The organism is Pelomonas nitida (assembly GCF_043555975.1).
Classification (GTDB): domain Bacteria; phylum Pseudomonadota; class Gammaproteobacteria; order Burkholderiales; family Burkholderiaceae_C; genus Pelomonas; species Pelomonas nitida.
In genome coordinates this window covers 23,329-48,009 of sequence record NZ_JBIGIA010000011.1, presented here as the reverse complement: position 1 = coordinate 48,009, position 24,681 = coordinate 23,329, and the positions used below count along the sequence as shown (strand labels likewise).

General features: G+C 69.9%; 24 protein-coding genes and 1 pseudogene. 10 read left to right on the top strand and 15 right to left on the bottom strand.

Going from position 1 to position 24,681, the window contains the following annotated elements:
- The 3 genes from ACG00X_RS15085 to ACG00X_RS15075 form a co-directional block, all read right to left on the bottom strand.
- The gene (locus ACG00X_RS15085; RefSeq protein ID WP_394489015.1) at positions 1-555 is read right to left on the bottom strand and encodes a tRNA-uridine aminocarboxypropyltransferase; all 555 of its coding nucleotides are present in this window, start codon (positions 553-555) and stop codon (positions 1-3) included.
- Complete coding sequence (locus ACG00X_RS15080) at positions 552-1,124, bottom strand: hypothetical protein (RefSeq protein ID WP_394489014.1); 573 nt, start codon at positions 1,122-1,124, stop codon at positions 552-554. The genes ACG00X_RS15085 and ACG00X_RS15080 overlap by 4 nt, the downstream gene beginning before the upstream one ends.
- 127 nt (positions 1,125-1,251) lie before the next feature.
- Positions 1,252-1,425 carry a hypothetical protein gene (locus ACG00X_RS15075; protein WP_394489013.1) on the bottom strand — a complete coding sequence of 58 codons (174 nt, stop codon included), beginning with the start codon at positions 1,423-1,425 and terminating at the stop codon, positions 1,252-1,254.
- A gap of 148 nt (positions 1,426-1,573) precedes the next feature.
- On the opposite strand from ACG00X_RS15075, the gene ACG00X_RS15070 reads away from it, so the two are divergent.
- Positions 1,574-2,953 (top strand): leucyl aminopeptidase family protein, encoded by a 1,380-nt coding sequence (locus tag ACG00X_RS15070; protein ID WP_394489012.1) that lies wholly within the window; start codon positions 1,574-1,576, stop codon positions 2,951-2,953.
- On the opposite strand, the gene ACG00X_RS15065 is transcribed toward ACG00X_RS15070, so the two are convergent.
- Both ACG00X_RS15065 and ACG00X_RS15060 read right to left on the bottom strand, forming a co-directional pair.
- On the bottom strand, positions 2,954-3,913 hold the full coding sequence (locus tag ACG00X_RS15065) for a ProQ/FINO family protein (protein WP_394489011.1): 960 nt from the start codon (positions 3,911-3,913) through the stop codon (positions 2,954-2,956). It abuts the gene before it with no gap.
- Positions 3,914-4,028: 115 nt separating this feature from the next.
- Entirely contained in the window at positions 4,029-4,700 is a 672-nt protein-coding gene (locus tag ACG00X_RS15060) for a DUF4197 domain-containing protein (RefSeq protein ID WP_394489010.1), read from the bottom strand.
- Between the two features lie 159 nt (positions 4,701-4,859).
- On the opposite strand from ACG00X_RS15060, the gene ACG00X_RS15055 reads away from it, so the two are divergent.
- A complete protein-coding gene (locus tag ACG00X_RS15055) occupies positions 4,860-7,559 on the top strand; it encodes a bifunctional acetate--CoA ligase family protein/GNAT family N-acetyltransferase (RefSeq protein ID WP_394489009.1) in 2,700 nt (899 codons plus the stop codon).
- Here ACG00X_RS15055 and bla read toward each other — a convergent pair.
- Genes bla through ACG00X_RS15040 form a run of 3 tightly spaced genes read right to left on the bottom strand, consistent with a single transcriptional unit; the run spans position 7,556 to position 10,150 of the window.
- Complete coding sequence (bla, locus tag ACG00X_RS15050) at positions 7,556-8,416, bottom strand: subclass B3 metallo-beta-lactamase (protein WP_394489008.1); 861 nt, start codon at positions 8,414-8,416, stop codon at positions 7,556-7,558. The two genes, ACG00X_RS15055 and bla, sit on opposite strands and share 4 nt — an antisense overlap.
- 19 nt (positions 8,417-8,435) lie before the next feature.
- On the bottom strand, positions 8,436-9,377 hold the full coding sequence (locus ACG00X_RS15045) for a nucleoside hydrolase (RefSeq protein WP_394489007.1): 942 nt from the start codon (positions 9,375-9,377) through the stop codon (positions 8,436-8,438).
- Positions 9,374-10,150: a fumarylacetoacetate hydrolase gene (locus ACG00X_RS15040; protein WP_394489006.1), complete on the bottom strand. Its 777-nt coding sequence runs from the start codon at positions 10,148-10,150 to the stop codon at positions 9,374-9,376. Before ACG00X_RS15040 ends, ACG00X_RS15045 begins: the two co-directional genes overlap by 4 nt.
- A gap of 33 nt (positions 10,151-10,183) precedes the next feature.
- Between ACG00X_RS15040 and ACG00X_RS15035 the strand changes: the two genes are divergently transcribed.
- The 3 genes from ACG00X_RS15035 (at position 10,184) to ACG00X_RS15025 (ending at position 13,892) form a co-directional block, all read left to right on the top strand.
- On the top strand, positions 10,184-11,086 hold the full coding sequence (locus ACG00X_RS15035; RefSeq protein ID WP_394489005.1) for a hypothetical protein: 903 nt from the start codon (positions 10,184-10,186) through the stop codon (positions 11,084-11,086).
- 122 nt (positions 11,087-11,208) lie between these two features.
- Positions 11,209-11,481 carry a BTH_I0359 family protein gene (locus ACG00X_RS15030; protein ID WP_394489004.1) on the top strand — a complete coding sequence of 91 codons (273 nt, stop codon included), beginning with the start codon at positions 11,209-11,211 and terminating at the stop codon, positions 11,479-11,481.
- A 92-nt stretch (positions 11,482-11,573) separates the two neighbouring features.
- Complete coding sequence (locus ACG00X_RS15025; RefSeq protein WP_394489003.1) at positions 11,574-13,892, top strand: ATP-binding protein; 2,319 nt, start codon at positions 11,574-11,576, stop codon at positions 13,890-13,892.
- Here the strand turns inward: ACG00X_RS15025 and ACG00X_RS15020 are convergent.
- From ACG00X_RS15020 to ACG00X_RS15005, 4 genes and pseudogenes are all read right to left on the bottom strand, one after another.
- Positions 13,889-14,221 carry a hypothetical protein gene (locus ACG00X_RS15020; RefSeq protein WP_394489002.1) on the bottom strand — a complete coding sequence of 111 codons (333 nt, stop codon included), beginning with the start codon at positions 14,219-14,221 and terminating at the stop codon, positions 13,889-13,891. The genes ACG00X_RS15025 and ACG00X_RS15020 overlap by 4 nt on opposite strands.
- A gap of 31 nt (positions 14,222-14,252) precedes the next feature.
- Positions 14,253-14,768, bottom strand: a complete 516-nt coding sequence (locus ACG00X_RS15015; protein WP_394489164.1) for a GNAT family N-acetyltransferase — start codon at positions 14,766-14,768, stop codon at positions 14,253-14,255.
- A gap of 81 nt (positions 14,769-14,849) precedes the next feature.
- Positions 14,850-15,221: pseudogene (locus ACG00X_RS15010) on the bottom strand (GNAT family N-acetyltransferase); the annotation flags it as partial.
- Complete coding sequence (locus ACG00X_RS15005; RefSeq protein ID WP_394489001.1) at positions 15,218-15,796, bottom strand: helix-turn-helix domain-containing protein; 579 nt, start codon at positions 15,794-15,796, stop codon at positions 15,218-15,220. The gene ACG00X_RS15005 and the pseudogene ACG00X_RS15010, both read right to left, overlap by 4 nt.
- Positions 15,797-15,961: 165 nt before the next feature.
- On the opposite strand from ACG00X_RS15005, the gene ACG00X_RS15000 reads away from it, so the two are divergent.
- A complete protein-coding gene (locus tag ACG00X_RS15000) occupies positions 15,962-17,947 on the top strand; it encodes an alpha/beta hydrolase family protein (protein WP_394489000.1) in 1,986 nt (661 codons plus the stop codon).
- 4 nt (positions 17,948-17,951) lie between these two features.
- On the opposite strand, the gene ACG00X_RS14995 is transcribed toward ACG00X_RS15000, so the two are convergent.
- Positions 17,952-18,944 (bottom strand): questin oxidase family protein, encoded by a 993-nt coding sequence (locus tag ACG00X_RS14995; RefSeq protein ID WP_394488999.1) that lies wholly within the window; start codon positions 18,942-18,944, stop codon positions 17,952-17,954.
- A gap of 52 nt (positions 18,945-18,996) precedes the next feature.
- Here ACG00X_RS14995 and soxR point away from each other — a divergent pair, with 52 nt between their 5' ends.
- The 4 genes from soxR to ACG00X_RS14975 all read left to right on the top strand — a co-directional run bounded on the left by soxR (position 18,997) and on the right by ACG00X_RS14975 (position 22,758).
- Positions 18,997-19,461: a redox-sensitive transcriptional activator SoxR gene (gene soxR / locus ACG00X_RS14990; RefSeq protein ID WP_394488998.1), complete on the top strand. Its 465-nt coding sequence runs from the start codon at positions 18,997-18,999 to the stop codon at positions 19,459-19,461.
- A 69-nt stretch (positions 19,462-19,530) separates the two neighbouring features.
- Positions 19,531-20,307, top strand: coding sequence for a ferredoxin--NADP reductase (locus tag ACG00X_RS14985; protein ID WP_394488997.1), 777 nt, complete (start codon positions 19,531-19,533; stop codon positions 20,305-20,307).
- 120 nt (positions 20,308-20,427) lie between these two features.
- Positions 20,428-20,556, top strand: coding sequence for a hypothetical protein (locus ACG00X_RS14980; RefSeq protein ID WP_394488996.1), 129 nt, complete (start codon positions 20,428-20,430; stop codon positions 20,554-20,556).
- Positions 20,557-20,622: 66 nt separating this feature from the next.
- On the top strand, positions 20,623-22,758 hold the full coding sequence (locus tag ACG00X_RS14975) for a TonB-dependent siderophore receptor (RefSeq protein WP_394488995.1): 2,136 nt from the start codon (positions 20,623-20,625) through the stop codon (positions 22,756-22,758).
- A 15-nt stretch (positions 22,759-22,773) separates the two neighbouring features.
- Here ACG00X_RS14975 and ACG00X_RS14970 read toward each other — a convergent pair whose 3' ends face one another.
- Together ACG00X_RS14970 and ACG00X_RS14965 are read right to left on the bottom strand one after the other, a co-directional pair.
- Positions 22,774-23,577, bottom strand: a complete 804-nt coding sequence (locus ACG00X_RS14970) for a substrate-binding periplasmic protein (protein ID WP_394488994.1) — start codon at positions 23,575-23,577, stop codon at positions 22,774-22,776.
- 71 nt (positions 23,578-23,648) lie between these two features.
- Positions 23,649-24,650 (bottom strand): bile acid:sodium symporter family protein, encoded by a 1,002-nt coding sequence (locus tag ACG00X_RS14965; RefSeq protein ID WP_394488993.1) that lies wholly within the window; start codon positions 24,648-24,650, stop codon positions 23,649-23,651.
- Between the last annotated feature and the right edge of the window lie 31 nt (positions 24,651-24,681).

Genomic DNA, 24,681 nt, shown 5'->3' with positions numbered 1-24,681 from the left:
CTAGGGCAAACCGCTTCCCCCACGGCGCGACAGGGCCGCCGCGATGAAGGCGTCGAACGCGCCCCACAGCGGTGCAAAACGTTCCGCCGAGCCCTCCAGCATCGCCAGCGCATGCAGGCCGGCTTCCAGCGTGGACAGCTGCCCGGGCCGATGCGCCCGGCGGATGGCATAGCGGCCCGGCAGCGGCGGCAGGCTCAGCCGCGGCAGGGCCGACAACCAAGGGTTGGCCGCCAGCAGGCGGCGGCTCTGGCGCCAACTGCCGTCCAGCAGCACGAGGCGCCGCACGTCGGCCGGCGCGACTTGGGCGGGCGCCCCGGGATACAACAGCACGGTGCCCGGCGCGCCCAGCGCCGCGTCGAACACCTCGCCGCGCAACAGCCGGGCGGACTGCAACCCCAGCGTGAGCATGGCGGCCGTGTTCTTGGCGTGGCCGGCCTCGGCCGGGTGCTGCAGCACGAGCAGCTCGGTCCGGTGCGGCAGCGGCGGCACCGGCAGCGTGGCGCACAGGCAGGTGACCGCCGGGCGCTCGCAGCGCGGGCAGACGGGCCGCGTCAATGCGGCGGCATCGTGCTGCGAGACGCCAGCGACGAGGGCACGCTGTCGCGTCCACTCTCGGTCACTGGTGCGTCATCGCCGGTCGGCCGCGCGCGGGAGCTCGGCAGGCTGAGCTGGCGGCGCTTGGCCAGCCGGCCGGCCACCCAGACGCCGCCGACGACGCCGAAGATGTTCAAGGCGCCGAACAACGGCGCCGCGTTAGACGACAGCAGCATGGACTGCAGCGGTGCGGCGTAAGCCCGCGGCTTCAGGGCGAAGTTGAAGGCGCCGAAGATCAGCCACGCAGCCCAGGCCACACCCACGCCCGACAGCATCCAGGCCACATAGGGCCGGTGGCGGCGGCGCGACGGCCTCAGCGTGAGGTAGCCCCAGCCGGCGGCAACGAGAAACAGCAGCGCCGCCACCGCCACCGCCTCGCCCAGCATGACCGCCAGGCTGGAGCGCCCGCCCAGCTGCGTGTAGACCTGGCGCGGCAGCCCGGTGTTGGCGTACTTGACCGCCACGCCGACGCAGAAGCTGTAGAGCAGGAGTCCGGAAACGAAGGCAACGGAACGGCGGGCAGCTTTCATGAGCCGGCATTCTCAGGGCAGCCGCCGGCCGCGCCGAGCCGGGATTTCCAGCGGAGCCTTGCGGCAGGCAAAACAAAACCCGCCGTCCGGGGCTGCCGGAGGGCGGGTTGGGCGGGTCGACGCGGGCTTAACGCTTGCGGTCGAAGCGCAGGGCGCGCGCCAGGCCGCGGCGCTCGCCGCTGTAGAAGCCGGTGTCGAAGGCTTCGTGCTTGCGGCCCTTGTCGGCGCTCCAGTCCTGGCCCATCTCGGGCACGGGGAGGCGGCGCTGTGAGTTTTCTTGGCGGGTCTGGATCTTCATCATGGCTGTCTGGCCTTGTCGGCTCTCACGGCGAATTCGTCGCGATTGAGGGCACAACGCAGCCCGGCGCACGCCGGTTGACACGCTCCACACATTTCTTTGCGTTCTTGCGCGCCACACAATGCCGGCTTCGATTCCCTGGATCTGAGCGATGACCGTCAAGCTGAAGAAGACCCCCCCGGCGAAGGCCACCCCCATCACCGTCGTCGATCGCACGGCCTTCGAGGCGCTGGCGGCCTCGCTGCCCGCCGCGACGCGCGCCTGGCTGGCCACGGTCGGCTTCGTCGGCGCCGCCGACACGCATGCGCTGGTGCCCGGCGCAGACGGCCGGCTGGCCCAGGTGTTCGCTGGCGTAGCCCACGCCGCCCACCCGTTCGCCCTGAGCGCGCTGCCGCTGGCCCTGCCCGCCGGCGAGTACCGGCTGGACGCCGCCGTCCTGACGCTGCAGCCTGAAGCCGCCGCCATGTCGTGGGAGCTGGGCGGCTACCGCTTCGATCTCTACAAGCCCGCCAAGCGCGAGCCCGCCACGCTGTGGCTGCCGTCGGGTGCGGATGCCGAGCGCGGCCTGGCGCTGGCCACGGCCATCGCCGCCACGCGCGACCTGGTCAACACGCCCGCCGAGCACATGGGCCCGGCCGAGCTGGCCGCCGCCGCCAAGGCGCTGGCGCAGCAGTACGGCGCCAAGTTCGCGGAGACCGTCGGCGATGCCCTGCTGAAGAAGAACTTCCCCAGCATCCACGCGGTGGGCCGCGCGAGCACGCGCTCACCTCGGCTGATCGAGGTGACCTGGGGCAACCCCAAGCACCCGACGCTGGCGCTGGTCGGCAAGGGCGTGTGCTTCGACACCGGCGGGCTGAACATCAAGCCCGGCGAGAGCATGCGCCAGATGAAGAAGGACATGGGCGGCGCCGCCAACGCGCTGGCGCTGGCCGGTCTCATCATGGCCTTCAAGCTGCCGGTGCGGCTGCAGTTGCTGATTCCGGCGGTCGAGAACTCGATCGCGGGCAACGCCTACCGGCCCGGCGACGTCATCAAGACCCGCAAGGGCCTGCACATCGAGATCGGCAACACCGATGCCGAGGGCCGCGTCGTCCTGTGCGACGCGCTGGCCTACGCGGCGGAGGGCAAGCCCGACCTGGTCATCGACCTGGCCACGCTGACCGGCGCCGCCCGCGTGGCGCTGGGAGCACAGTTGCCCGCGCTGTTCGCCAAGCACATGGACACCGCGCGCGACCTCGTCGACCTGGGCCTGAAGCTGGACGACCCGCTGTGGCACATGCCGCTGTGGGCGCCGTACCACGCCGGCATCGAGAGCACGCTGGGCGACATCGTCAACACGGGCAAGAGCCCGCTGGCCGGCGCCATCAATGCGGCGCTGTTCCTGGAAGACTTCCTGCCGGCGCAACAGGACTGGCTGCACGTCGACCTGTTCGCGTGGAACGACGCGCCGCGCCCCGGCCGCCCGGTGGGCGGCGAGGCGCAGACCATCCGCACGCTGCTCGCCTATCTGGAGCAGCGCTACACGGCCTGATCAGTCGGCGGCCTGATCGGGGGCCGGTGGCTGAGCCGCCGGCTCCGCCTTGGCGGCACGGGCCGCCTGCAGGGCCTGGGCCATCTGGGACTGCATCGGCTGCTCGGCCTGCGGTGCCACCGGCTTGCGGGCCGGCTGCTGCGGGCGGCCGCCTTCGGCGCGCGCGGGGCGATCACCGCGCGGCGGACGGTCGCCACGCGGCGCCTGCTCGCGCCGGCCGTCCGAGCGCTGCTCGGGGCGACGCGGGCCGCCACGGCCATCGGGCCGGCCGCCACCGGGGCGGCGGTCGTCGCGACGGGGTTCGCGGCGAGCCTCACGCGGCGGCGCGGGCGGTGCCTCGGCGCGCTCCTTGCGGGCGAGTTCCAGCAGGCCGGCCAGCTCCTCGGGCTGCACGCCCTTGAGCGCGCAGAAGTTGACCTCGGTCAGCGTCGTGCGCTCGAAGTCCCACAGCAGCTGGCCGCGGTTGCGGCGCTGCTGAGCCTCCAGCCGCTGGCGCTCCTGCTCGGCGTTCTCACGCTCCTGGCGCGCGCCCTTGCGGCGGGTCAGTTCTTCCTTGGCGGCCGCGAGGTGCTCCTCGCTGATCTCGCCGGCGGGGTTGCCGTCGAGGTCGAAGCGGGTCTTGGACTGCGTCAGCGCAATCAGATAGCCCGTGCTGCCGGTGTGGCGGCGCAGGAAGGCGCTGAGCTGGGCCTTGCTGAACTTGCCGGGCGCGCGCTCCTGAATGTCGGCCTGCACGCGCAGCTTGACGGGCTTGGGCTTGCCGGTGAACAGCGCCGGGAACAAGGCCTTGAGCTCGGCGGCGGCGTCCACAGCCGGGGCGGCCGCCTGCGGAGCAGCAGCAGCGTCCTGGGCCGCCACGGGGGCGGCAGCGGCGTCCGGGGCAGCCTCGGTCACGGCGGCGGCGGGGGTGTCAACCAGCGCCTCGGGCGGGGTGACGGGATCGGGCAGATCGGAATTCATCGCAAGGCCGTCGAAGCGGCAGCAAACAGGCAAGGGCCGGGATTGTCGGCCATCGGCGCCGTCTTGGGTTTCAGGCCGGCAAAGCCGGCCAGCGTGCCGGTGGGCGGCTTGCTGATCACAGCCCGCCGAACACCTTCTTCAGGATGGCGCTGCCCGTGCCCACCGGATCGCGGCGGATCTTCTTCTCCTCCTCGCCGATGATGCGGTAGAGGCCGTCCAGCGCCCGCGCCGTGACGTATTGCTGGATGTTGGCGTCCTCGCCGCGCATCAGGCCGAAGCTGGCCGCCTTGCCGGCCACCGCGTTGTATTTGTCGGCCAGCGACACGCGCTCGGTCGCCCGGGTCACGATGGGCAGGAATTGCTGCACCAGCGGCTCGCGGGTCTTGCCGGCGAAGAAGGTCGTCACGGAATCGTCACCGCCGCGCAGGATCTGCAGGCCATCCTCAACGCTCATGTCCTTCACCGCCTTGACCAGCAGCGGCTTGGCCGCCGGCACGGCCGCCTCGGCGGCGCGGTTCATGGACGTGACGAGCTCGTCGAGCCGCGCGCCCTGGCCCGTGGCGCGCAGCAGCCGGGCGGCGTCTTTCAGGTAGCCGGGCAGCTCGATCTTGACGAGCGGGTTGCCCAGGAAGCCGTCCTGCCGGCCGAGCAGTGCCACGGCGGCATTGGCCCCACGCTCCAGCGCGGTGCGGATGCCGACGGCGGCGTCGCCCTCCGTCAGGCTGAAGGCCCAGGCGGGGCGCAGCAGCAAAAGAGGGCCGGTAGCGATGACGAGGCGGCGTTGCATGGAATTCCGATCAGCGGCAGAACGCGCGATCTTGCCATCAGGCCGCGCCCGCCCGGCCTGCGCCACCGTGGGGCGCGTTCCACCATGCCGCCGCACACCCTGTGACGGAAGTTGCGCGGGATCATCCTCGCCGGTGCCGGACACGACTAGAGTTTTCCCATGGACGATCATTTCCTGACCCCGCTGTTCATGCCCCGCTCGGTCGTCGTGTTCGCCGGCCCCCCGGACGACCCGTCCCGGCAGACACGCCAGGCCCGGGTGCTGCGCGCGGCCCTGGAAGCCGCGCCCGGCAGCGCCGCGCCGCTGTTCCTGCACGGCGAGACCACCGGCACGCTGGGCGAGCTGGCGCGGTCGCGGGCCGACCTGGCCATCATCGCGCTGCCGGCAGAAGAAATCGCGGCGGCGCTGGAGATCGCCGGGCGCATTGCCTGCCGCTCGGCGCTCATCATCAGCGACGGCATCGAAGCCGGCCAGGCCGCGCAGCTCAAGCGAATCGCCCGCCGAGAAGGCGTGCATCTGCTGGGCCCCAACTGCCTGGGCTTCCAGCGGCCGCACCTGAAGCTCAACGCCAGCGCTGCCGGGCCGCTGGTGGCCGACGGCTCGCTGGCACTGGTGTCGCAATCCGGCGCGCTGACGTCGGCGATGCTGGACTGGGCGCTGCACAACCACGTCGGCTTCAGCCAGATCGTGTCGCTGGGCCCCAACGCCGCCGTCGACCTGGCCCAGGTGCTGGACTTCCTGGCCGCCGACACGCGCACGCAGAGCATCGTCGTCTACCTCGAAGGCATCTCCAGCCCGCGCCGCTTCATGAGCGCGCTGCGCTCGGCCGCGCACGCCAAGCCCGTGGTGGTGCTGAAGGCCGGGCGGCGCAGCGCCGGCAACGAAGCCGCACTGACCCACAGCCGCGCCATCGTCGGCAGCGACGACGTGTTCGACGCCGCGCTGCGCCGCGCGGGCGCCGTGCGGGTGCGCAGCTTCGTCGAGCTGTTCTCCGCCGCCAAATGCCTGGCGGCGCGTTACCGGCCGGTGGGCAAGCGGCTGGCCATCATCACCAACGGCGGCGGCCCGGGCGTGCTGGCGGCCGACCGGGTCGACGAGATCGGCCTGCAGCTCGCCCACCTGTCCCCCGAGGTGGTGAGCGCGCTGCAACCGCAGCTGGCGCCGCATGCGTCGCTGACCGATCTCATCGACCTGTCCGCCTCGGCCACCCCGGAGCATTTCCGCGCCGCCGTGCAGGCCGCCGCACAGGACCCGGCTGTCGACGGCCTGCTGGCCATCTACACACCGCAGGTGGGCTCCGACGCCACCGAGACCGCGCGCGCCGTCGTCGCCGCTAAGGCCACCACGAGCAAGCCGCTGCTGGGCTGCTGGATGGGCGACTCTTCCGTGCCGCAGGCGCGCCGCGTGCTCAACGAGGCCGCGCTGGCGAACTTCCGCACGCCGGAGGCCGCCGTGGGCGCGTTCGGCAACATCGCGGCCTTCTACGCCAACCAGCAGCTGCTGCTGCAGACGCCGCCACCGCTGTCCAGCCTCGCGCAGCCCGACATCGAGGCCGCGCGGCTGCTCATCGAAAGCGTGCTGGCCGAACGCCGCCGCACGATGACCGAGATGGAGAGCAAGGCGCTGCTCGCGGCCTTCCACATCCCGGTCACGCAGACCATGCTGGCCCGCAGCGCCAACGAGGCCATGATGCTGGCCACGCAGATCGGCTTCCCCGTCGCGCTGAAGATCGACTCGCCGGACATCGCCCACAAGAGCGATGTGCAGGGCGTGGCGCTGAACATCCAGAGCGGCGCCGCCGCGCGCGACACCTATCACGAGATGGTGGCCCGCGTGCAGCGGCTGCAGCCGCAGGCCCGCATCAACGGCGTCACGGTGCAGAAGATGGCCCGCGCGCGACGCGGCCGCGAGGTCTGCGTGGGGCTCGTGACGGACGAGGCCTTTGGCCCAGCCATCGTCTTCGGTGCCGGCGGCACGATGATCGAACTCATCGCCGACCGCACGATGGAACTGCCGCCGCTGAACCAGTTCCTGGCACGCCGGCTCGTCGAGCGCTCCCGCGTCGCCGACACGCTGGCCCGCGGCTGGCAGGGCGCCGCGCCCGCCGACATGGCCGCACTGGAGCAGGTGCTGCTGCGCGTGAGCGAAATGGTCTGCGAGTTCCCGCAGCTGCGCGAGATGGACATCAACCCGCTGATCGTCGACGAGCACGGCGCCGTCGCGGTGGATGCCCGCATCGTGCTGCAGCCCGCGCCGCAAACCGGCGGCCCGCGGGCGCTCGACTACCCGCACCTGGCCATCCTGCCCTACCCGGCTCGCTTCGAGCAGGTCTGGCCGCTGGCTGGTGGCGGCGAGGTGACGGTGCGGCCGGTGCGGCCCGACGACGCGCAGATGCTGCAGGACCTGGTGCGCGGCTTGAAGCCCGAGAGCCGCTACTTCCGCTTCGCCAGCGCCATCAAGGAGCTGCCGCCGACACTGCTGGCACGCCTCACGCTGATCGACTACGACCGCGAGATGGCGCTGGTGGCCGTCTACACCGAACGCACGGCGCGCGACGACGGCGGCTTCGACGAGCGCGAGCGCATCGTCGGCGTGTCGCGCATCATCACCAACCCCGACCAGACCAGCTGCGAGTTCAGCCTGCTGGTGGCCGACGACTTCGGCGGCAAGGGCCTGGGCTCACGGTTGATGGAAGGCATCACCGATGCGGCACGCGAGAAAGGTCTCTCGGACATCGAAGGCCTGGTGCTGACCAACAACACCGACATGCTCAAGCTCATGCGCGGCCTGGGCTTCACGGTGAAGCCCTATCCGGAGGAGCCGGATTTCAGGCTGGTCACGCGGAGCCTGCAGGGCTAGCGAACCTCGGCGCCCGCCTGTTTCTGCAGGCGCTGTGCCGCCGCATCCGCCAGCGCCGCACAACTCATGGGTTCGGGGTTGGGCCGGGCAGCGTCGGCGTAGTTCCAGCCGCTGAAACCCGGGTGCGGGGTCAGCAGCAGGTCGCACGGCAGGCGGCGCACGACATCGATGCTGTACGCGTAGTCGCGCTGGATCTGCGGATAGCCGGGGTTGCCGGCCAGCCGGTAGCCGGGCGCGGTGAGGCTGTCCACGTAGGCGATTCGCACGGGCTTGCCATCACGGGTGTCAGTCCAGGTCCAGCTCAGGCTTCCCGGCGTATGCCCCGGCGTGAACCAGGGGGTGAAGACCATGCCGCCAAGACTGACCGCTTCACGGTCCTGCACGAGGCGGTCGACGATGACGGGCGCGTAGATGATGTCGTCGCCGAAGTGGATGTCATGGCTGCCGCCGCGGGCGAGCAGGGCCGCGGACTCGGCGTTGCTGACCAGCACTGCGCCGGTTGCGCGCCTGATGGCGGCCAGCGGGCCGACGTGGTCGGCATGCGCGTGGCTGTGCAGGATGAAGCGCAGCTCGCCCGGCGCGACGCCGAGCTTGGCCATGTTCTTCAGCAGCGCATCGGCCATCTGCGGCATGCCACCGTCGATCAGCACGGCGCCCTGAGGCGTCTTCACGAGCAGGGCCGTGATGTCCTGCGCGCCGATCTGCCAGACATGGTCGCTGATGCGCAGCGGCTCCACGGGGGTGATCCAGGACGCATCCACCTGGTAGGACTGGAGCTGGGGCAGCGGCTGGGCGGCGGCAAGGCCTGGCAGGGCCAGCGCAACCACAGCGGCGAAACGGGTGAAACAGGCGCTCATCGGTATCACGTACTCATCGTCAGCCAAGCCGCGCCAGCCGCTCGGTCAGCAGCGCAAAAAAGCCGTCCGCGTCCACGTGCCGCAGCACCTGCGCGTTGGCCGGCAGGCCCGTCACGGCCCACCAGTCGATGACGGTCATGCCGCGCGTCAGCGCGCTCTGGGTCTCGATGCGCACATTGCAGTCCCGGCCGGTGAACAGCTCGGGCTGCAGCAGCCACGCGATGACGCAGGGGTCATGCAGCGGGCCGCCGTCCTGGCCGTACTTCTCCTCGTCGTAGCGCTCGAAGAACTCCATCCACGCCGCCACGACTGCGCCGACGCGGTTGGGCAGCGCGCGGATGGCGGCGATGCGCGCAGCCGTGGTCAGCACCTGGTGCGTCACGTCCAGCGGCGCCATCGTGATCGGCACGCCACTCGCGAAGACCTCGTGCGCGGCCTGCGGGTCGACGTAGATGTTGAACTCGGCCGCCGGCGTCACATTGCCGCCTTCGAAGAAACCGCCGCCCATCAGCACGATGTGCTTGATGCGGGGCGCGATGTCGGGCGCCTGGCGCAGCGCCAGCGCGATGTTGGTCAGCGGGCCCAGCGGGCACAGCGTGACCGTGCCGGGCTCACGCTCGCGCAGCGTCTGGATGATGAAGTCCACCGCGTGGCGCGGGTCGACGGGCAGTGCCGGCTCGGGCAGGTCGACGCCGTTCAGGCCGGTGTCGCCATGCACGTGCTCGGCCGTGACCAGCGGCACATCCAGCGGCCGGTCGGCGCCGGCGCAGACGGGCACGTCCGTGCGCCCGGCCAGTTCCAGCACCTTGCGGGCGTTCAGCGTCGTCAGCGCCAGCGGCACATTGCCGGCCACGGTCGTGACGCCCAGCAGTTCCAGCTCCGGGCTGGCGGCGGCGAGCAGCAACGCGACGGCGTCGTCCTGGCCGGGGTCGGTGTCGATGATGATGGCTTGGCGATTCATGCGGAGGGCGCTGGGGCGATGTCGAGGTCGATGGCGCCGAACAGGCTCTGGCCTGCGGCGGTCTTGAGGTCCAGGTGCAGGCTGTCGCCCGCCGCGAGGGACAGGTCGAGCGCGCCGAGCGCGACGCCCGCCGCCTGCCCGGCCCGCAGCGCGCGCAGCCGGGCCAGGCGGGCCAGCGCATCGCCAGGCGCTGCCGTCACGTCGCGAGGCTCCAGCTTCGCGCCGTTGTGCAGCGCGACGAGGCGGGCCTGCAGCCGGCCGGCGGCCCAGCCGTCACCCAGCTCATCGGGCGTGACGGCCACCGGCGCGCATTGCGTGGCGACGAGGTCCCCGCCGATGCGCCAGTCCAGCGCGAGCGTCAGCAGACGCAGCGCGTCCAGCGCCGAGGCGCGGTCGCTGGCGGCCGCCAGATCGCCGGTCAGCGCAGCCAGCACGGCCTCGCCTGCTGCTGGCGCGCGCAGCGGTTGATGCGGCGCCGCGAAGCCACCCACCTCGCGGCGCACGCCGCCTTCGGCGTCGACCACCGCCCAGCCGTGGGCACGCGGCAGCGGCGCCAGGCATTTGGCCGGTTCGAAGGCGAAGGCATGCCGCAGCTTGCCGTGGTTGAGCTGCACCGCGAGGTCTTCGAGCTGCGGCGCGATGAAGCCCCAGTCGTCGAGGACTTGCTGCAGCCGGGTCGCGATGCCGGTTGCGTAGTGAGCCTGGGTGAGGTCGCGCGAGACGACGACCAGGTGGCCGTCGCGCGAGCCGTCGGCATAGCTGGCGAGTTTCATGAAAGCAGTCCGCAGAGATGGCAGCATTGTGCGATGCGCGCCCTGCCCGCCCCGGTTCGCGCCGCCTGGCTCGCGCTGGCGGCCAGCCTGATCGGCCACATGGCCCTGCTCGGCGACGGCCCGCAACGCCGCGACGTCGCGCGGCCGCCACGGGCCATCCAGGCAACACGGCTGCAGCCACCGGCGCCTCCCATGCCCGAGGCGACGCCCGAAGCCACCCCGGTCACCACGCTGCCACCGGTCGCCCCCGCGGTCAGACCGGCAATGTCGCAGCCTGCCGCGCCGCCAGCCGACCAGCCCGAACCGGCGCCCGCCACGCCGCCGCTGCGCCTGGCCGGCCCGGCCACCTGGCCCTACCAACTGCGCCAGGACGGACAGGACGGCGTGGCCCTGCTGGCATGGGAGCCGCAGGCCGACGGCCGCTACCGCCTGCGGCTGACGCGGCAACTGGGCGGGCGCGAACTGCCCGCGCAGGAAAGCCTGGGCCGCACCGGCATGGCCGGCCTCACGCCCGAGCGCTTCGCGCTGCAGCGCGACGGCCAGGACCGCCAGGCCATCAACTTCGACACGGCCGCGCGGCTCATCAGCTTCTCGGCCAGCACCGCCAGGCTGCCGGCACCCGATGGCGTGCAGGACCGCCTGTCCTGGTGGCTGCAGCTGGCCGCGCTGGTGCAGGCCAGCCCCGCGCCGGGCGGGCGCTGGCGCGTGTGGGTGGCCGGCTTGCGAGGCGAACTGCGCGAATGGGTGTTCGAAGCGGTCGAACCCGGCGCCGATGACGCCGGCTGGCTGCATCTGCGCCGCCAGCGACTGGGTGAACAAGACCCCGGCGTGGAGCTCTGGCTGGACCCAGCGCGCGGCTATTGGCCCGTGCGGCTGCGCCAGGGCGACCCAGAAACCAGGGGTTACGAAATCGTACTTGGGCCTGTGAACTTCTGACGCTTCCTACACGTTGTCGGGATATGGGATGACCCGAACAACACCCCGTTCTGCCAGTATTCAAGCCGAGCGGGCTTGAAACACACGGGCCCACCCGCAGTTGAAGCCACGAGGAGAACTCCATGCACATGCTCTACAACTCCGACAGCTTCATCGTCGTCCAGTTCGACGTGCCGGCCGCCGAGCCGCAGCCGGGGCCGCAGCTCAACCGCGGCGGGTTCGAAATCGTCGACAAGTTCGCCCGCAAGGAAATCTTCATCGAGGGTGCGCTGGCGGAGTCGTTTCAGCAAGGCGTGCAGGCCCTCATCGACGATGGCGAGCCGTCCGAGGACGAGCTGGACGCCTTCATCGAGCAATACGCCGTGATGGGCCAGCAGCCCGTCGTGATGCACTGACCACTCGACGCGCGACGTTGCATTGATTCACCGCGAAGCCTGATACAAGATCGCCTGAGCCGACCGCTGCTGGTGGGCAAGGAGCCTTGTCGATGGTGAAGCGTGCCGCTGCCGCAGAGACCGCCTCCCGGGCCGCCGCTGCCCGCGTGCTGCCGTCTCCCGGCCTGGACAGCGCCCCGGTGCTGGACCGCATGTGCTCGCAGTTCGTGCTGACGCTGACCGTCAAGCACGCCAACCGCTTCAACCTGCGGCGCGATTTCAACGGCCTGCTGTCCTTCACCGGCCGCCACCTCGTCTGGCCCACGCGCGTGCTGCAGCGGCTGCGCGTCTATCTCGCGCAGCGCTGCGCCGGCAACGAGCTGTGGCGCGGCCACGACGCCCTGTCCGACGAGGCCTTCCTCGATCGCTTCGGCCAGTGGAGCGGGCCGTTCTCCGAGGCCACCCTCTTCTTCTACCTCGACGAGTACGTCAAGGACGCGCCCAAGGACATGATGGCCTTGCTGGCCACCACCTGCGAGCACCTGGACCGTCAGCTCAAGCGCGAGTCCACGCTGGTCGAGAAGAACATCGACGCGCTGGGCCAGCTGCTGCAGCTGAATCCGGCCGAGCGCGCCATCCTGCTGTACGGCACGCTGGCCCGCTACCAGCGCGAGCTGCGCGGGGCGCTGGTGGAGTTCAAGGTGAACACGGCGCAGGAGGCCTTCGCGGCCATCGCGGCCGTGGCCGGCGTGGACGAGCGCGAGGTGGCCGAGGCCCTGCGCGCCGGCTCGCGGCTGGAACGCATCGGCATGGTCGAGAACCTGATCTCCGAGCACAACATCACCGACCTGGCCGACCTGATGAAGGTCAGCGACCAACTGCCGCCGGTGCTGATGCGCGAGTACCAGGGCCCGCACGACCTGATGGCCGTGTTCACGCGGCCGGCCACGGCCAGCCAGCTCGGCACCAGCGATTTCCAGTTCGTCGCCGAGGACCTCGGGCTGCTGAAGGGCTTGCTGCGCCAGGCCGTCGCGACGCACGCCACCGGCGTCAACGTGCTGCTGTACGGCCCACCGGGCACCGGCAAGACGGAGCTGGCCAAGGTGGCCGCCGCCGCCGCCGGGCTGGACCTTTACGAGGTGGAGTACGCCGACCGCGACGGCAATTCGTTGTCGGGCCGCGACCGCTACCGCTCGCTGCAGATCAGCCAGGTGTTCCTGAAGGCCAGCGCCAACGTGGCGCTGCTGTTCGACGAGGTGGAAGACGTGTTCCCGCCGCTGTCCAGCGACACGGCCTCGCTGCTGAGCCGGCTGGACGCCAGCGTGGACGGCGGCGCCGGCAACTCGGTCAGCGGCAAGGCCTGGGTCAACCAGATCCTGGAAACCAACCCCGTGCCGGTCATCTGGGTCACCAACCGCATCGAGCAGATCGACCCGGCCTTCCGCCGCCGCTTCCAGTACCACCTGGAACTGAAATCGCCACCGCCCGGCGCGCGCCAGGGTCTGGTCGCCAAGGCGCTGAGCGAGGTGCAGGTCAGCGAGGCCTTCGTCGCCAAGCTGGCCGAGCGGCCGGGCCTGACGCCGGCGCAGATCCGCACCGCCGTTCGCTTCGCTCAATTGGCCGGTTCGGCCGGCGACGCCGAAAAACTCATCGAACGCCAGCTGCTCAACGCCGACAAGGCGCTGGGCCGCGACGACAGCGCCTCCCTCGCCCGCCCCTGCGTCACGCAGTACGCGCTGGACCTGCTGAACTGCGAAAGCCGCTTCGAGATCCCGCGCATCGTCGAGGCGCTGCGCCGCACGGGCCGTGGCCAGCTGTGCTTCTACGGCCCGCCCGGCAGCGGCAAGACCGCGCTGGCCGAGCACATCGCCCAGGCACTGGGCCGGCCGCTGATGGTCAAGCGCGCCAGCGACATCGCCAGCAAGTTCGTCGGCGAGACCGAGCAGAACATGGCCCGCATGTTCGAGACCGCGCAGACCGAGGGCGCCGTGCTGCTGCTGGACGAGGCCGACAGCTTTTTGCGCAGCCGCAAGCATGCGGAGCGCCACTACGAGGTGTCAGAGGTCAACGAGATGCTGGCCAGCATGGAGCGCTTCAACGGCCTGTTCATCTGCACGACCAACCTGTTCGACGACCTCGACGAAGCCGCGCTGCGGCGCTTCGCGTTCAAGATCCGCTTCAAGGCGCTGCGGCCCGAGCAGCGGCTGGCGATGTTCGAGCGCGAGGCCGGTGCGGCGCCGGATGGCGAGCAGCGCTCAAGGCTGAGCGCGATGGACTGCCTGACGCATGGCGACTTCGCCGCCGTACGCCATCAGGTCGAGATCCTCGGCGAGGCGTTCACGCCGGATGAGTTCCTGGCGCAGCTGGAGGCTGAACACCGGGCGAAGCCGGAGGTGAGGGAACGGCGGGGGATGGGGTTCAGGGCCGGCTAACGCAACACCCAGCTACCGATCAGCCGCTGGATCAGCGCGACGGCGGACACGCACAACACCACCGCAACGAGCAATCGACCATCCCATCGCGGATGGTCGCCGCGGAACTGCTTCAGTCGATTGGCGAACGTGTCTGGCGAGCCGTCACGAGGCTTGCTCAGGGAGTAGCGGCCTGGCCACCAGGCTTCAAGCAGCGCTGGAGAAAGCACAGCGGCAAACAGCAATCCACCAGCCGCCGCCTTGGCTCGGCCCTGCAGCCAAAAGATCAAAGCAAGCAGCAGGAAGGCGACGATCACCACGTAGAGCAAGATCTTGATCGAGGCTCTCATGCTGCAACCTTCTCATTCACCGGCATCTTGCTCATAGGGCTAGGAAATAGTAAGTCGTCGAACACGGTGGCCCCTCCGGCATTAACGCGTAGTTCGGAATATCCCCCGCCCTCTGCCACCCCAGCCGCTCATAGAGCCGCGACGCGTCGCTGCCGGTGACCGTGTCCAGCACCAGCGTCGTCCTGCCCAGCTCACGCGCCTTTACCTCCAGCGCACGCAGCAACCGCTCGGCCACACCCTGCCGGCGCACGCGGCGGTGCACCAGCATCTTGGACACATCGGCGCGATGTGGCTGGTTGTCGGGCATGTCGGTGACGAGCGACACCGTGCCGCAGATGCGGCCCATCTCGTCCTCGGCGACGAACAGGTGGCGCTCGCCGGCCGCGACGCCTTCGGCCGCGCGGCGCCAGAAGGCCTCCGGCCGCCCCTCGGCCAGCGGCAGCATGAAGCCCACCGACGCGCCCCCCTCCACGCAGTCGCGCAACACCTCGGCCAGTTCACCCACGCGGGCTGCAGCCTGCGCGCCGTCCAGTTCCTTGATCGTCATCGCCCAGGCCTTGCCCAGGCAGACAGCTGCCGCGTTGCCCGCGTAGCGGCCAAAGTTCTCGATGCGGCCATAGCCGTGCCGCGCGTAAAAGGCCAAGGCCCGCGCGTTCACCGCACGGGTTTCCAGCCAGACGGCGCGATAGCCCAGCTCGCTGGCCGCGGCCTCCAGGTGGGCCAGCACCGCCGCGCCCACGCCGCGACTGCCCGGCCGCGCATACATGCGCTTGAGCTCGGCCACGCCGGGCTGCAGCGGCCGCAACGCGCCGCAGCCGACCGCCCGGCCATCAGCATCCCGCGCCACGACGAAGCGGCTGCGTGGGCCGCGCACATCGTCCGCCGAGAAGCTGCTGCGGCCGCTGTCGCCGGTGATGGCCTGCAGCGCGTCGGAGAGTTCGCCCAGCAGCACCTGCGCGTCCGCATCGTCCGGGTCCGCCACGTCGATACGCAGCGTCATGACCCGGCTCCCGTCAACGCGACGAGGTAGCGCGCCGCCGTCGCCCCGGGGTTGTGAAAGGTGATGGGCGCATCCAGCCGCACGGCCAGGCAGTCGCCGGCGCGCAGCTGCCATCGGTCCTCGCCATAGCCGATGTCCATCACCCCGTCGATCATCCAGATGAGCTGGTGAATGTCGGCATCCCGCGCCGAGGTCTCGAAGGCCACGCGCTGGCCGGCGGGGAAGATCACGTCCACCAACTGCAGCGGCGACACGCCGGACGGCGACACGTTGCGGCGCACATAGCCCGAGGCGGGGTCGCTCCACACGGGCTGGTCGGCCACGCGGGCCAGCGGCGACGGCGCGGCCGCGGGGGCCGTGTCGGGCGCCGCCTCGAACATCGACGCCACGCTGACGCCCAGCGCCGAAGACAGCTTGTCCAGCACCACAGCCGTGGGGCTGCTCTGGCCGCGTTCGATCAGCGAGATGTTGGAGCGGCTGACGCCGCTCTTGTGCGCCAGCGCGTCGAGGGACAGGCCGGCGTCCTGACGCAGCCGGCGAAGCCGGATAGCGATACGGTCGTGAACGGATGACATAGCAATTTCCATCATACTGGACAACAATTCCAACAAACAAGAAGTCAACCCCGATCAATTACGACGTTCGCACCAGACAAGTTCGGCAGAACTCCGCACACAATCGGCCTCCTGTCAGGACGCGAAGGCATTGCACTGCGATGCCCGAACTCGGTGCTACTCATGATGAAACGATGGATTCAGTGCTTCTTTGCCGTCGTGGTCGCCGTCGCGGCATGGCCAGCCCAGGTCGAGGCCGCCGCCAAGGACGAACCGGTGCCGCTGGCGACATTCTTCAAGCCAACGGAGCTTCAGGCCGCAGCACTGTCGCCTTCGGGGCGCTACCTGGCGGCTCTCCGAGGTGGAATCGCCGAACGGGTGGGTTTCGTCATCATCGACCTGGAAGGCAAGGAAGGCAGCCATTTCATCAGCGCCAGCCCACGCGACGACGTGGACTCTTTCGAATGGGTCACTGATGACTGGCTGGTATTCGAGGTCAACGACCCGGCCTACCGCGGGCACGGCCGCCTAAGCAGGGGCCTGTCGGTAATGAGCCGTGACGGCAAGACGTCGCGGCAGCTGATCGGGCGCGACTGGTACAAGGGCAGAGAGCGCGACGTATTCCGCCGAAATGTACTAACCCCCGACTACTACTACATCGGCGGCGGTGCGCCTGGCGGGCAAGCCGTACTCGTCGGCAAGGCCCAGTTCGACGTTGACGGTGAGTACGAGGATTCGACGCTCTACAGCCTAGACGTCGTGACCGGGGTCGCCACGCTGATCGAGTCGGCGCCACGTGCGGACGACTGGCGCTTTGACGGTCGCGGGCGGCCTCGCATCGCCATCAGTACCAAGGCGGGGCAGACCACCATTTCATGGTTTGACACCAAATCAGGCAAGTGGGTTGAATTGCTGACTGCACCCACACTGGACATGCCATGGTGGCCGTTGGCAATTCGCGACGACCAACGCCTGCTGGTCAGGACGGCAGATGCAGACGGCTATTCGCAAGTTCGTGACTTCGATGTCGAGAGCCGGCAGATGGCTGCCAAACCGCTGCTGACCACGCCGGGCTTCTCGAGCAGCTTGATGCCTCTGTTCGAGCGTGAATCCGCCGATCTGCTGGGCTTGCATGTGCTGGTCGACGCCTGGACCACCAGTTGGCTGGACCCCGGCATGCGCGCAGTGCAGGCCAAGGTCGACGCCAAGCTGCCCGGTCGGGTCAACATCGTGAGCTGCAGCGCCCGATGCACTGGAGGCAAGCGATTTGTGGTGCATTCCGCGAGCGACACCGACCCTGGGATGACGCTGTTGTTCACACCATCGAGCGATGAATGGCAGATGGTGGGTCGCAACCGCCCCGGCGTGGACCCAGCGCGCATGGCACCGTTGCAACTGCACCGCACCAAGGCAAGGGACGGCGAGGACCTTCCCGTATGGATTACGCGCCCCCGCAGCCTGTCCGGCCAACCCGCACCAGCTGTCGTGCTGGTCCATGGCGGCCCCTGGAGCCGGGGCGCGACCTGGATCTGGCGAGCCGAGAGCCAGTTCTTGGCATCTCGAGGCTATGTCGTCATAGAGCCCGAGTTCCGCGGCAGCGAAGGCTATGGCGAGAATCACTTCCGGGCCGGCTTCAAGCAGTGGGGACTGGCCATGCAGGACGATGTGTCGGACGCACTGACATTCGCCGTGGGAAACGGTTGGGTGGACCCGCAGCGCGTCTGCATCATGGGCGCCAGCTACGGCGGTTATGCCGCTCTGATGGGCGTGGCCAAGGACCCCAACCAGTACCGCTGCGCGATCGCGTTTGCCGCAGTCAGCGACCCGCGCTTCATGTTCGATTTCTTCTGGAACGACATCTCAACAGACGCTAAGAGCTATTCGCTGACCGAGAAGTTGGGCGACCGGGTCAAGGACGATGCGCTGTTGGCGAAAAATTCCCCGCTGGAGCAGGCCAGCCGCATCAAAGTACCCGTGCTGCTGGTGCACGGCGAGCAGGATCGGCGCGTCCCCATCCAGAACGGGGAGCGCATGCGCGACGCGTTGCAAAAGTACGGCAAGTCGGTGGATTGGGTTACCTACCCCAACGCGTACCACGGCTTCCCATTGCTTGAGGACCAGCTCGACTATTACCAACGCATCGAGCAGTTCCTGTCGCGCCATCTGAAGTGAGGGATCAGGCAGGCATCGAACGCTCCACCGCGCGGCGCCAGGCCGGGTCGGGCCACAGCCGGCCCAGGCGCCAGGCCGCATGGGTGAGCTTGATGACATGGGCGTCGTCCTGCGCGCAGGCGGCTGAGAGCAGCGCCGGCCACGGACGGCTGGGCAGGCGATCCAGCGCGAGGGCCGGTGCCACGCCGCTGGCCAGCAGGCCGGCCGCCGCCGCGACGCTGAAGCCACGCGGCAACTCGGGCGTGGGCCAGCACGGCTGCAGCACGCTCATCGCGTGGCTGGCGGTGAGCAGGTGCAGGACGGTGAAGTTGCCGCTGGCGGCATAGGTGCGGGCCGCCAGCAGCGCCAGCTCCCGCAGCGTGTCCGGCCCGTGGTGAAGGCGGCCGGCCAGATCGGCGAAGGCCGGTGAGCCGGCCCAGGCCTGCATGCGCCCGGTGATGAGACCGCCCGATGCCGACGGGCGCGGGAGTGTCGAGAGCGCCGCCAGCCAGTCGGCCAGTGGCAGCGGCGTCCCGCCATCGCGCACCGGCAGCGGCATGAAGTGAGCGGCCCAGTGCGCCAGCCCCGCCACCAGCTCGCCCTCGTGCCCGGCCAGCACGGCATGGGCCGTGCGGATGAGGCCGTGGAAGGCGATGGCGCCTGCACCCGGCAGCAGCAGCGCCAGGGCCTCGCGCAGCGCGGCGGCCGGGCCCAGCTCGGCCATGCGGGCGACGAAGTGACAGCGCCAGGCGGCGTCGCTGTCAGGCCGGCCCAGGTCTCGCTCGACGACGATGTGCCCTGCCCGCGCCACGGCCCGGGGTTCGAGGTGCGTCCCCTCGCGCTCGGTGAAAGCCTGCAGCCGCTCGGCCGAGGCGCCCATCTCCAGCAGGGCCTGCTGCGCCATCGGCAGATGGTTGCTCAGCGCGCCCCGGTAGGTGGCGGACCACGCCTGCCCGGCGTCCAGCAGGTGGTGCAACCCGGCCAGCGTGGCGGGTGCGGCGGCGGTCTTCATCAACATCGGCAACTCCGTTCATGGGAACATGGCCGCCATGCTCGAAGTTGAAGTGAACTTGAAGTCAAGCTCGGCAGCCGGCACGCCGCTGACCATCGGCCAGCTGTCGCGCCGTGCGGGCATCGCCGCCAGCGCCCTGCGCTTTTACGAGGCCGAAGGCCTGCTGGCGGGCACCCGCAGCGCGGGCGGCCACCGGCAATACCCACGTCACGCGCTGCGCCGCGTCGCCTTCATCCGTGCAGCGCAGAACGTGGGCCTGACCTTGCCGCAGATCAAGGCGGCCCTGGCGACATTGCCCGACAGTCGCACCCCGACGAAGGCCGACTGGGCCCGGCTGTCGGCCGGCTGGGCGCCGTTGCTGGATGCACGCATCGCCGCGCTTCAGCAGCTGCGCGAACGGCTGACCGGTTGCATCGGCTGTGGCTGCCTGTCGCTGAAGGCCTGTGCGCTCTACAACCCGGGCGATCAGGCGTGCAGCCAGGGCTCGGGAGCGAGGCTTCTGCGCATCGAAACACAGCGTTGACCCTTGGCTGAAGTCCGTCTATCCGTTCCCGGCGAAAATCCCCGGGTTGACCTGCCAATGAAACCGCCCATGAGTGCCTTCCACGAAGAGACCGTCCTGACCGTCCACCACTGGACCGACCGCCTGTTCAGCTTCACGACCACGCGTGACCAGGCCCTGCGTTTTTCCAATGGCCACTTCACGATGATCGGCCTCAAGGGCGACAACGGGAAGCCGCTGCTGCGCGCATACAGCATCGTCAGCGCCAACTACGAAGATAACCTGGAGTTCCTCAGCATCAAGGTGCCGGACGGCCCGCTGACCTCCAAGCTGCAGCACATCAAGCCCGGCGACAAGATCATCGTCGGCCGCAAGCCCACCGGCACGCTGCTGATCGACTACCTGCTGCCGGGCAAGAACCTCTACCTGCTGGGTAGCGGCACGGGCCTGGCGCCGTTCATCAGCATCGTGCGCGACCCCGAGACCTACGAGCGCTTCGAGAAGGTCGTCATCGTGCACGGCGTGCGCGAGGTGGCCGAGCTGGCCTACCACGACCACCTCACGGTGGATCTGCCCAAGCACGAGTTCCTTGGCGAGTACGCTGCTGAGCAGCTGCTGTACTACCCGACGGTGACGCGCGAGCCCTACAAGAACATGGGCCGCATCACCGACCTGATCCAGACCGGCAAGCTGCAGGCCGACCTGGGCCTGCCGACCCTGAACCCCGAGACCGACCGCATCATGCTGTGCGGCAGCCCCGCGCTGCTCAAAGACATGCAGGAGATGCTGGAGATCCGCGGCTTCAAGGAAGGCAGCACGACGACGCCGGGCGACTACGTCATCGAGCGCGCCTTCGTCGAGAAGTAAATTAGCAGCATGCCCGTCGCGGGAGCGGCGGGCACCGCAGCACCCATCACACGCGACATCAGGACCACATCAGGACGGCGGCGTGCCGGGCCCGATGGCAAGAGGTCGGGGCGATCCCTGGTGGAACGGCTCGCGCTGACGGACGGGCAACTGCAGGACGTGGCCGCCAGCAACGCCCAGCCGCTGCTGGCCCATGGCGCGCTCCTGCGGCAACGGTTTCAGCAGCCGCATTCCCTGACGCGGGCGTGAGCGGCCGGGCGGCGCGTGCGAGGATTGAACCGAGGCCAACTCGGGACGATCCAGCACCGCGCCATCATGGGATCCAGGCGTCCGCTCCTCTGTGCCACGACGGCGGCGTTGCTGCTGCCGCTCGCCAGCGCCCCGGCCCGCTCGCAGCCGCAACCCCTCGTCGCGGCGCCGGGTGAGGCAATCAACCAGTTGGAGACCGTCCGCGTCGCCGCGGCCCGGCAGCCCTATCGCAGCCTGTTCGTCACCGGCGCGCTGAAGACCGATGCGGCGATCCGCGACCTGGCGCAGAGCGTGCGCGTGCTGCCTGCCGACCTGCTCGTCGACGCTGGCGTGACGCGCCTGTCGGACGCGCTGGAGCTCGGCAGCGGCATCGCCGCGCAAAGCAACTTCGGCGGCCTGTGGGACAGCTATGCGGTGCGGGGCTTCACCGGCGATCCGAACTTCGGCTCCGACTATCTGGTCAACGGCTTCAACTACAGCCGCGGCTACAACGGCCTGCGCGACACCGCCAACACCGCCAGCATCGAAGTGCTGAAGGGGCCGGCGTCGGCGCTCTACGGGCGCGGCGAGCCTGGCGGCACGGTCAACATCGTGACCAAGAAGCCGACGTTCGTAAGCGAGCGCCGGCTGGAGCTGTCCGCGGGCAGCGCGGACCGGCGGCGCGCCACGGGAGACCTGAGCGGCCCGCTGAGCGATCAGCTCGCCTACCGGCTCAACCTGGCGAGCGAATCGGGCGGCAGCGACCGCGACCAGGTCCGCTCCGAGCGCCATCTGGTGGCGGCGTCGCTGCTGTGGATGATCGGCACGGCCAGCACGCTGTCGTATGAGATGGAGCTGTCGCGGCAGCAGGCCACGCTCGACCGCGGCATCGTGGCGATACGGGGCCGACTGGGCGCCGTGCCGCGCTCGCGCTTCCTGGGCGAGCCCGGGGACGGCCCGCACACGACCGACACGCGCGGCCACCAGCTGTTCCTGCAGCACGAGATCGACCTGGACTGGTCGGTCCAGGCAGGCCTCAGCCAGCGCGAAAGCTCGCTGGAGGGCGTGTCGACCGAGGGCCGCTTCCTGCTGGACGACGAGCGCAGCCTGGCGCGCCAGCGGCGCAGCCGCGACTATGCGGCGCGCGACCTGTCCGGCCGCCTGGAACTGCTGGGCCGGCTGCGCACGGGCACCGTGAAACACCAGGTGCTGTTCGGCTTCGACGCCTACCGCTTCATCGACCAGCGCCTGCAGTTGCGCACCACGCAGGCCGCGTCGATCGACATCCTGGCGCCCGTCTATGGCCAGCCGGCGCCGCCGATGACGCTCAACACCTGGACCCGCGAGGTGCAACGCTCGCGCTCCATCTACGCGCAGGATCAGCTGGACCTGGCGCCGCGATGGAAGCTGCTGCTGGGGCTGCGCCATGACCGCTACGACCAGGCCCTGCTGAACCGCCGCAACGGCATCACCACGGCGCAGTCGCTGGGTGCCACATCGCCACGCGCGGGGCTGGTCTACCAGCCCGGCGCCGCGCTGGCGCTGTACGCCAGCCTCGCAGGCAGCTTCCGGCCCAACAGCGGCGTCAGCCGCAGCTTCCAGGCCTTCCCGGCGGAGCGCGGCAGGGCGGCCGAACTGGGCGCCAAGTTCGACGGCGTCGACGGCAAGTTCAGCGCCACGCTGGCGCTCTATCGCATCGCCAAGAACCAGGTGCTGACGCCCGATCCGCTGGACCCGAACAACTTCTCGGTGCCCGCAGGCGAGGTCCGCAGCCAGGGCCTGGAGCTGGACGCTGCGGGCGAACTGCTACCGGGGCTGCGGCTTTCGGGGGCGCTGGCGCTGACCGATGCCCGCGTGCACAGCGACAACAACGCCTTCCTCGTCGGCCGGCCTCTGGCCAACGTGCCGCGCTACAGCGCCCATGTGCTGCTCGTGAAGGCCTGGCTACTGGGCGGGCAACGCGCGACGCTGGGTGTGGGCCTGCACCACACCGGCGCGCGCGAGGGGGCCGTGGCGCCGCTGGTGGCGGCCGACAACTTCGTGCTGCCGGCTTACACGACCTTCAAGCTGACCGGCTCGCTGCAGCTCGATCGGCAGACACAACTGGCGCTGGACGTCGAGAACTTGTTCGACCGCACCTACTACGCCAGCGCCTACATGCAGTCCTGGGTCATGCCCGGCCCTGGCCGGCGAGTCACGCTCTCTGGCCGGCACAGCTTCTGAGCGCCGGTGCGCGGCTCACTCGCCATACGTCCCGAGCAAGGCCTGAAAGGCGCCCGATTGCTTCAGCGCGGACAGCTCGGCCTGCCAGCGGTCGATCTCGGCGTCGGGAATGTCCTTGCTGCTGGCGATGTACAAGGGCAGCGACAACAGCTTCAGCGGCGTCCGGACGACGGCGTCCGGCGAGAAACCCATTTGCTGCAACGCACGTGCCACGCCCACGGGCGTATCACTGACGGCCAGATCGCAGCGGCCGAACAGCAGCATCCGGTAGACGCTCGGGCCGTCGTAGCCCCGGGCATTGAGGTTGGTGAAGCCGGCCGCCTTCAGCCGGGCAACCGCCAGACCGGCTTGGCGCGAACAGATCAGGGGCACCTTCTTGGCGTCTTCCAGACTGTTGATCTCCAACGCACTGCCCTTGCGCTTGTAGAAGTAGATCGAGGTCTCTGCCAACGGACCGATCCACTTGTATCGAGACTCCCGCTCCGGCGTACGCAGCATGGAGATCATCATCGTGCGGGGCTGGCGATCCAGCACCAGGGCGGCGCGCATGCTGGGCAGGAGCTCGATCTTGATGGGCACCTGCAACGTCCGAGCCAGCGCCTGGACGACGTCGACCGACAGGCCCTTCACGGCATCACCCTCGGCGTAGCTGTAGGGCGCCCACTCCTCGGCAATGATGTTGATGCGCTCCCCCGCCGCCAGGCAGGCGCCGAGCGGCAAGCCCGCCAACATCCACGCCAACATCCACGCCACCGCACGAACCCGGCGGGCCGCCTCCACGCCGGTCAGGCCTGGCATGCGGATGGGTGCGTTGATCATGGGCCACGATGCTACAGGCCGGGCCTTGCTGCACAAATCGGGCATCGGCCGGCCTCACCCCGCCGACGGACTCACACCGCCGGGCTCGCCCCCGCCCCTTCTCGCGCATACCGCCGCGCGATCGACGCGCACACCATCAGCTGCAGTTGGTGAAAGATCATCAGCGGCAGCACCAGCAGCCCCACCGCCTGCCCGGCGAAGAGGATCTGCGCCATCGGCACGCCGCTGGCCAGCGTCTTCTTGGAACCGCAGAAGACGATGGCGATCTCGTCCTCGCGGGAGAAGCCCAGCGCCCGGCTCAGCACGGTCAGCAGCGTCATGACGAGCGCCAGCAGCACGGCGCAGATCAGCAGCACCGCCGCCAGCGTGGCCGGCGGCAGGTGCTGGTAGAGGCCTTGCACGGTGGCCGCGCTGAACGCGCCGTAGACGACGAGCAGGATGGTGCTCTGGTCGCTGACGCGCACCCAGGCCTTGTGCGCCGCCACCCAGGGGCCCATCCAGCGCTGCAGCGCCTGACCGGCGACGAAGGGCAGCAACAGCGTGGTCAGGATGCCCTCGAAGGTATGCCACGACAGGTGCACGGCGCCGGAGCCGGCCTGCGCCCCCACCCAGCGCCCCATGACGGCCATCAGCAACGGCGTCAGCGCCATGCCGAGGATGTTGGACGTCGACGCGCTGCACATGGCCGCCGCCACGTTACCGCGCGCCAGCGACGTGAAGGCGATGGACGACTGCACGGTGGACGGCAGCGCGCAGATGAACAGCACGCCCAGATAAAGCGTCGGCCCCACCAGCGGCTCCAGCCAGGGCCGCAGCAGCAGGCCCAGCACCGGGAACAGCAGGAAGGTGGCCGCGAACACCACCGCGTGCAGCCGCCAGTGCAGCAAGCCCTCCCATACCGCCCGGCGCGACAGCTTGCAGCCGTGCAGGAAGAACAGCAGCGCCACGGCGGCCTGCGTCAGCCCGTCCAGCACGGGCACGCCCGCGCCCTGCACGGGCAGCACGGTGGCCAGCGCCACGGTGGCGAGCAGCAACAGGACGAGGTTGTCAGGGAGCCAGGCAGGTCGTTTCATGGCCGGCATTGAAACGGATCACCATGCCTTT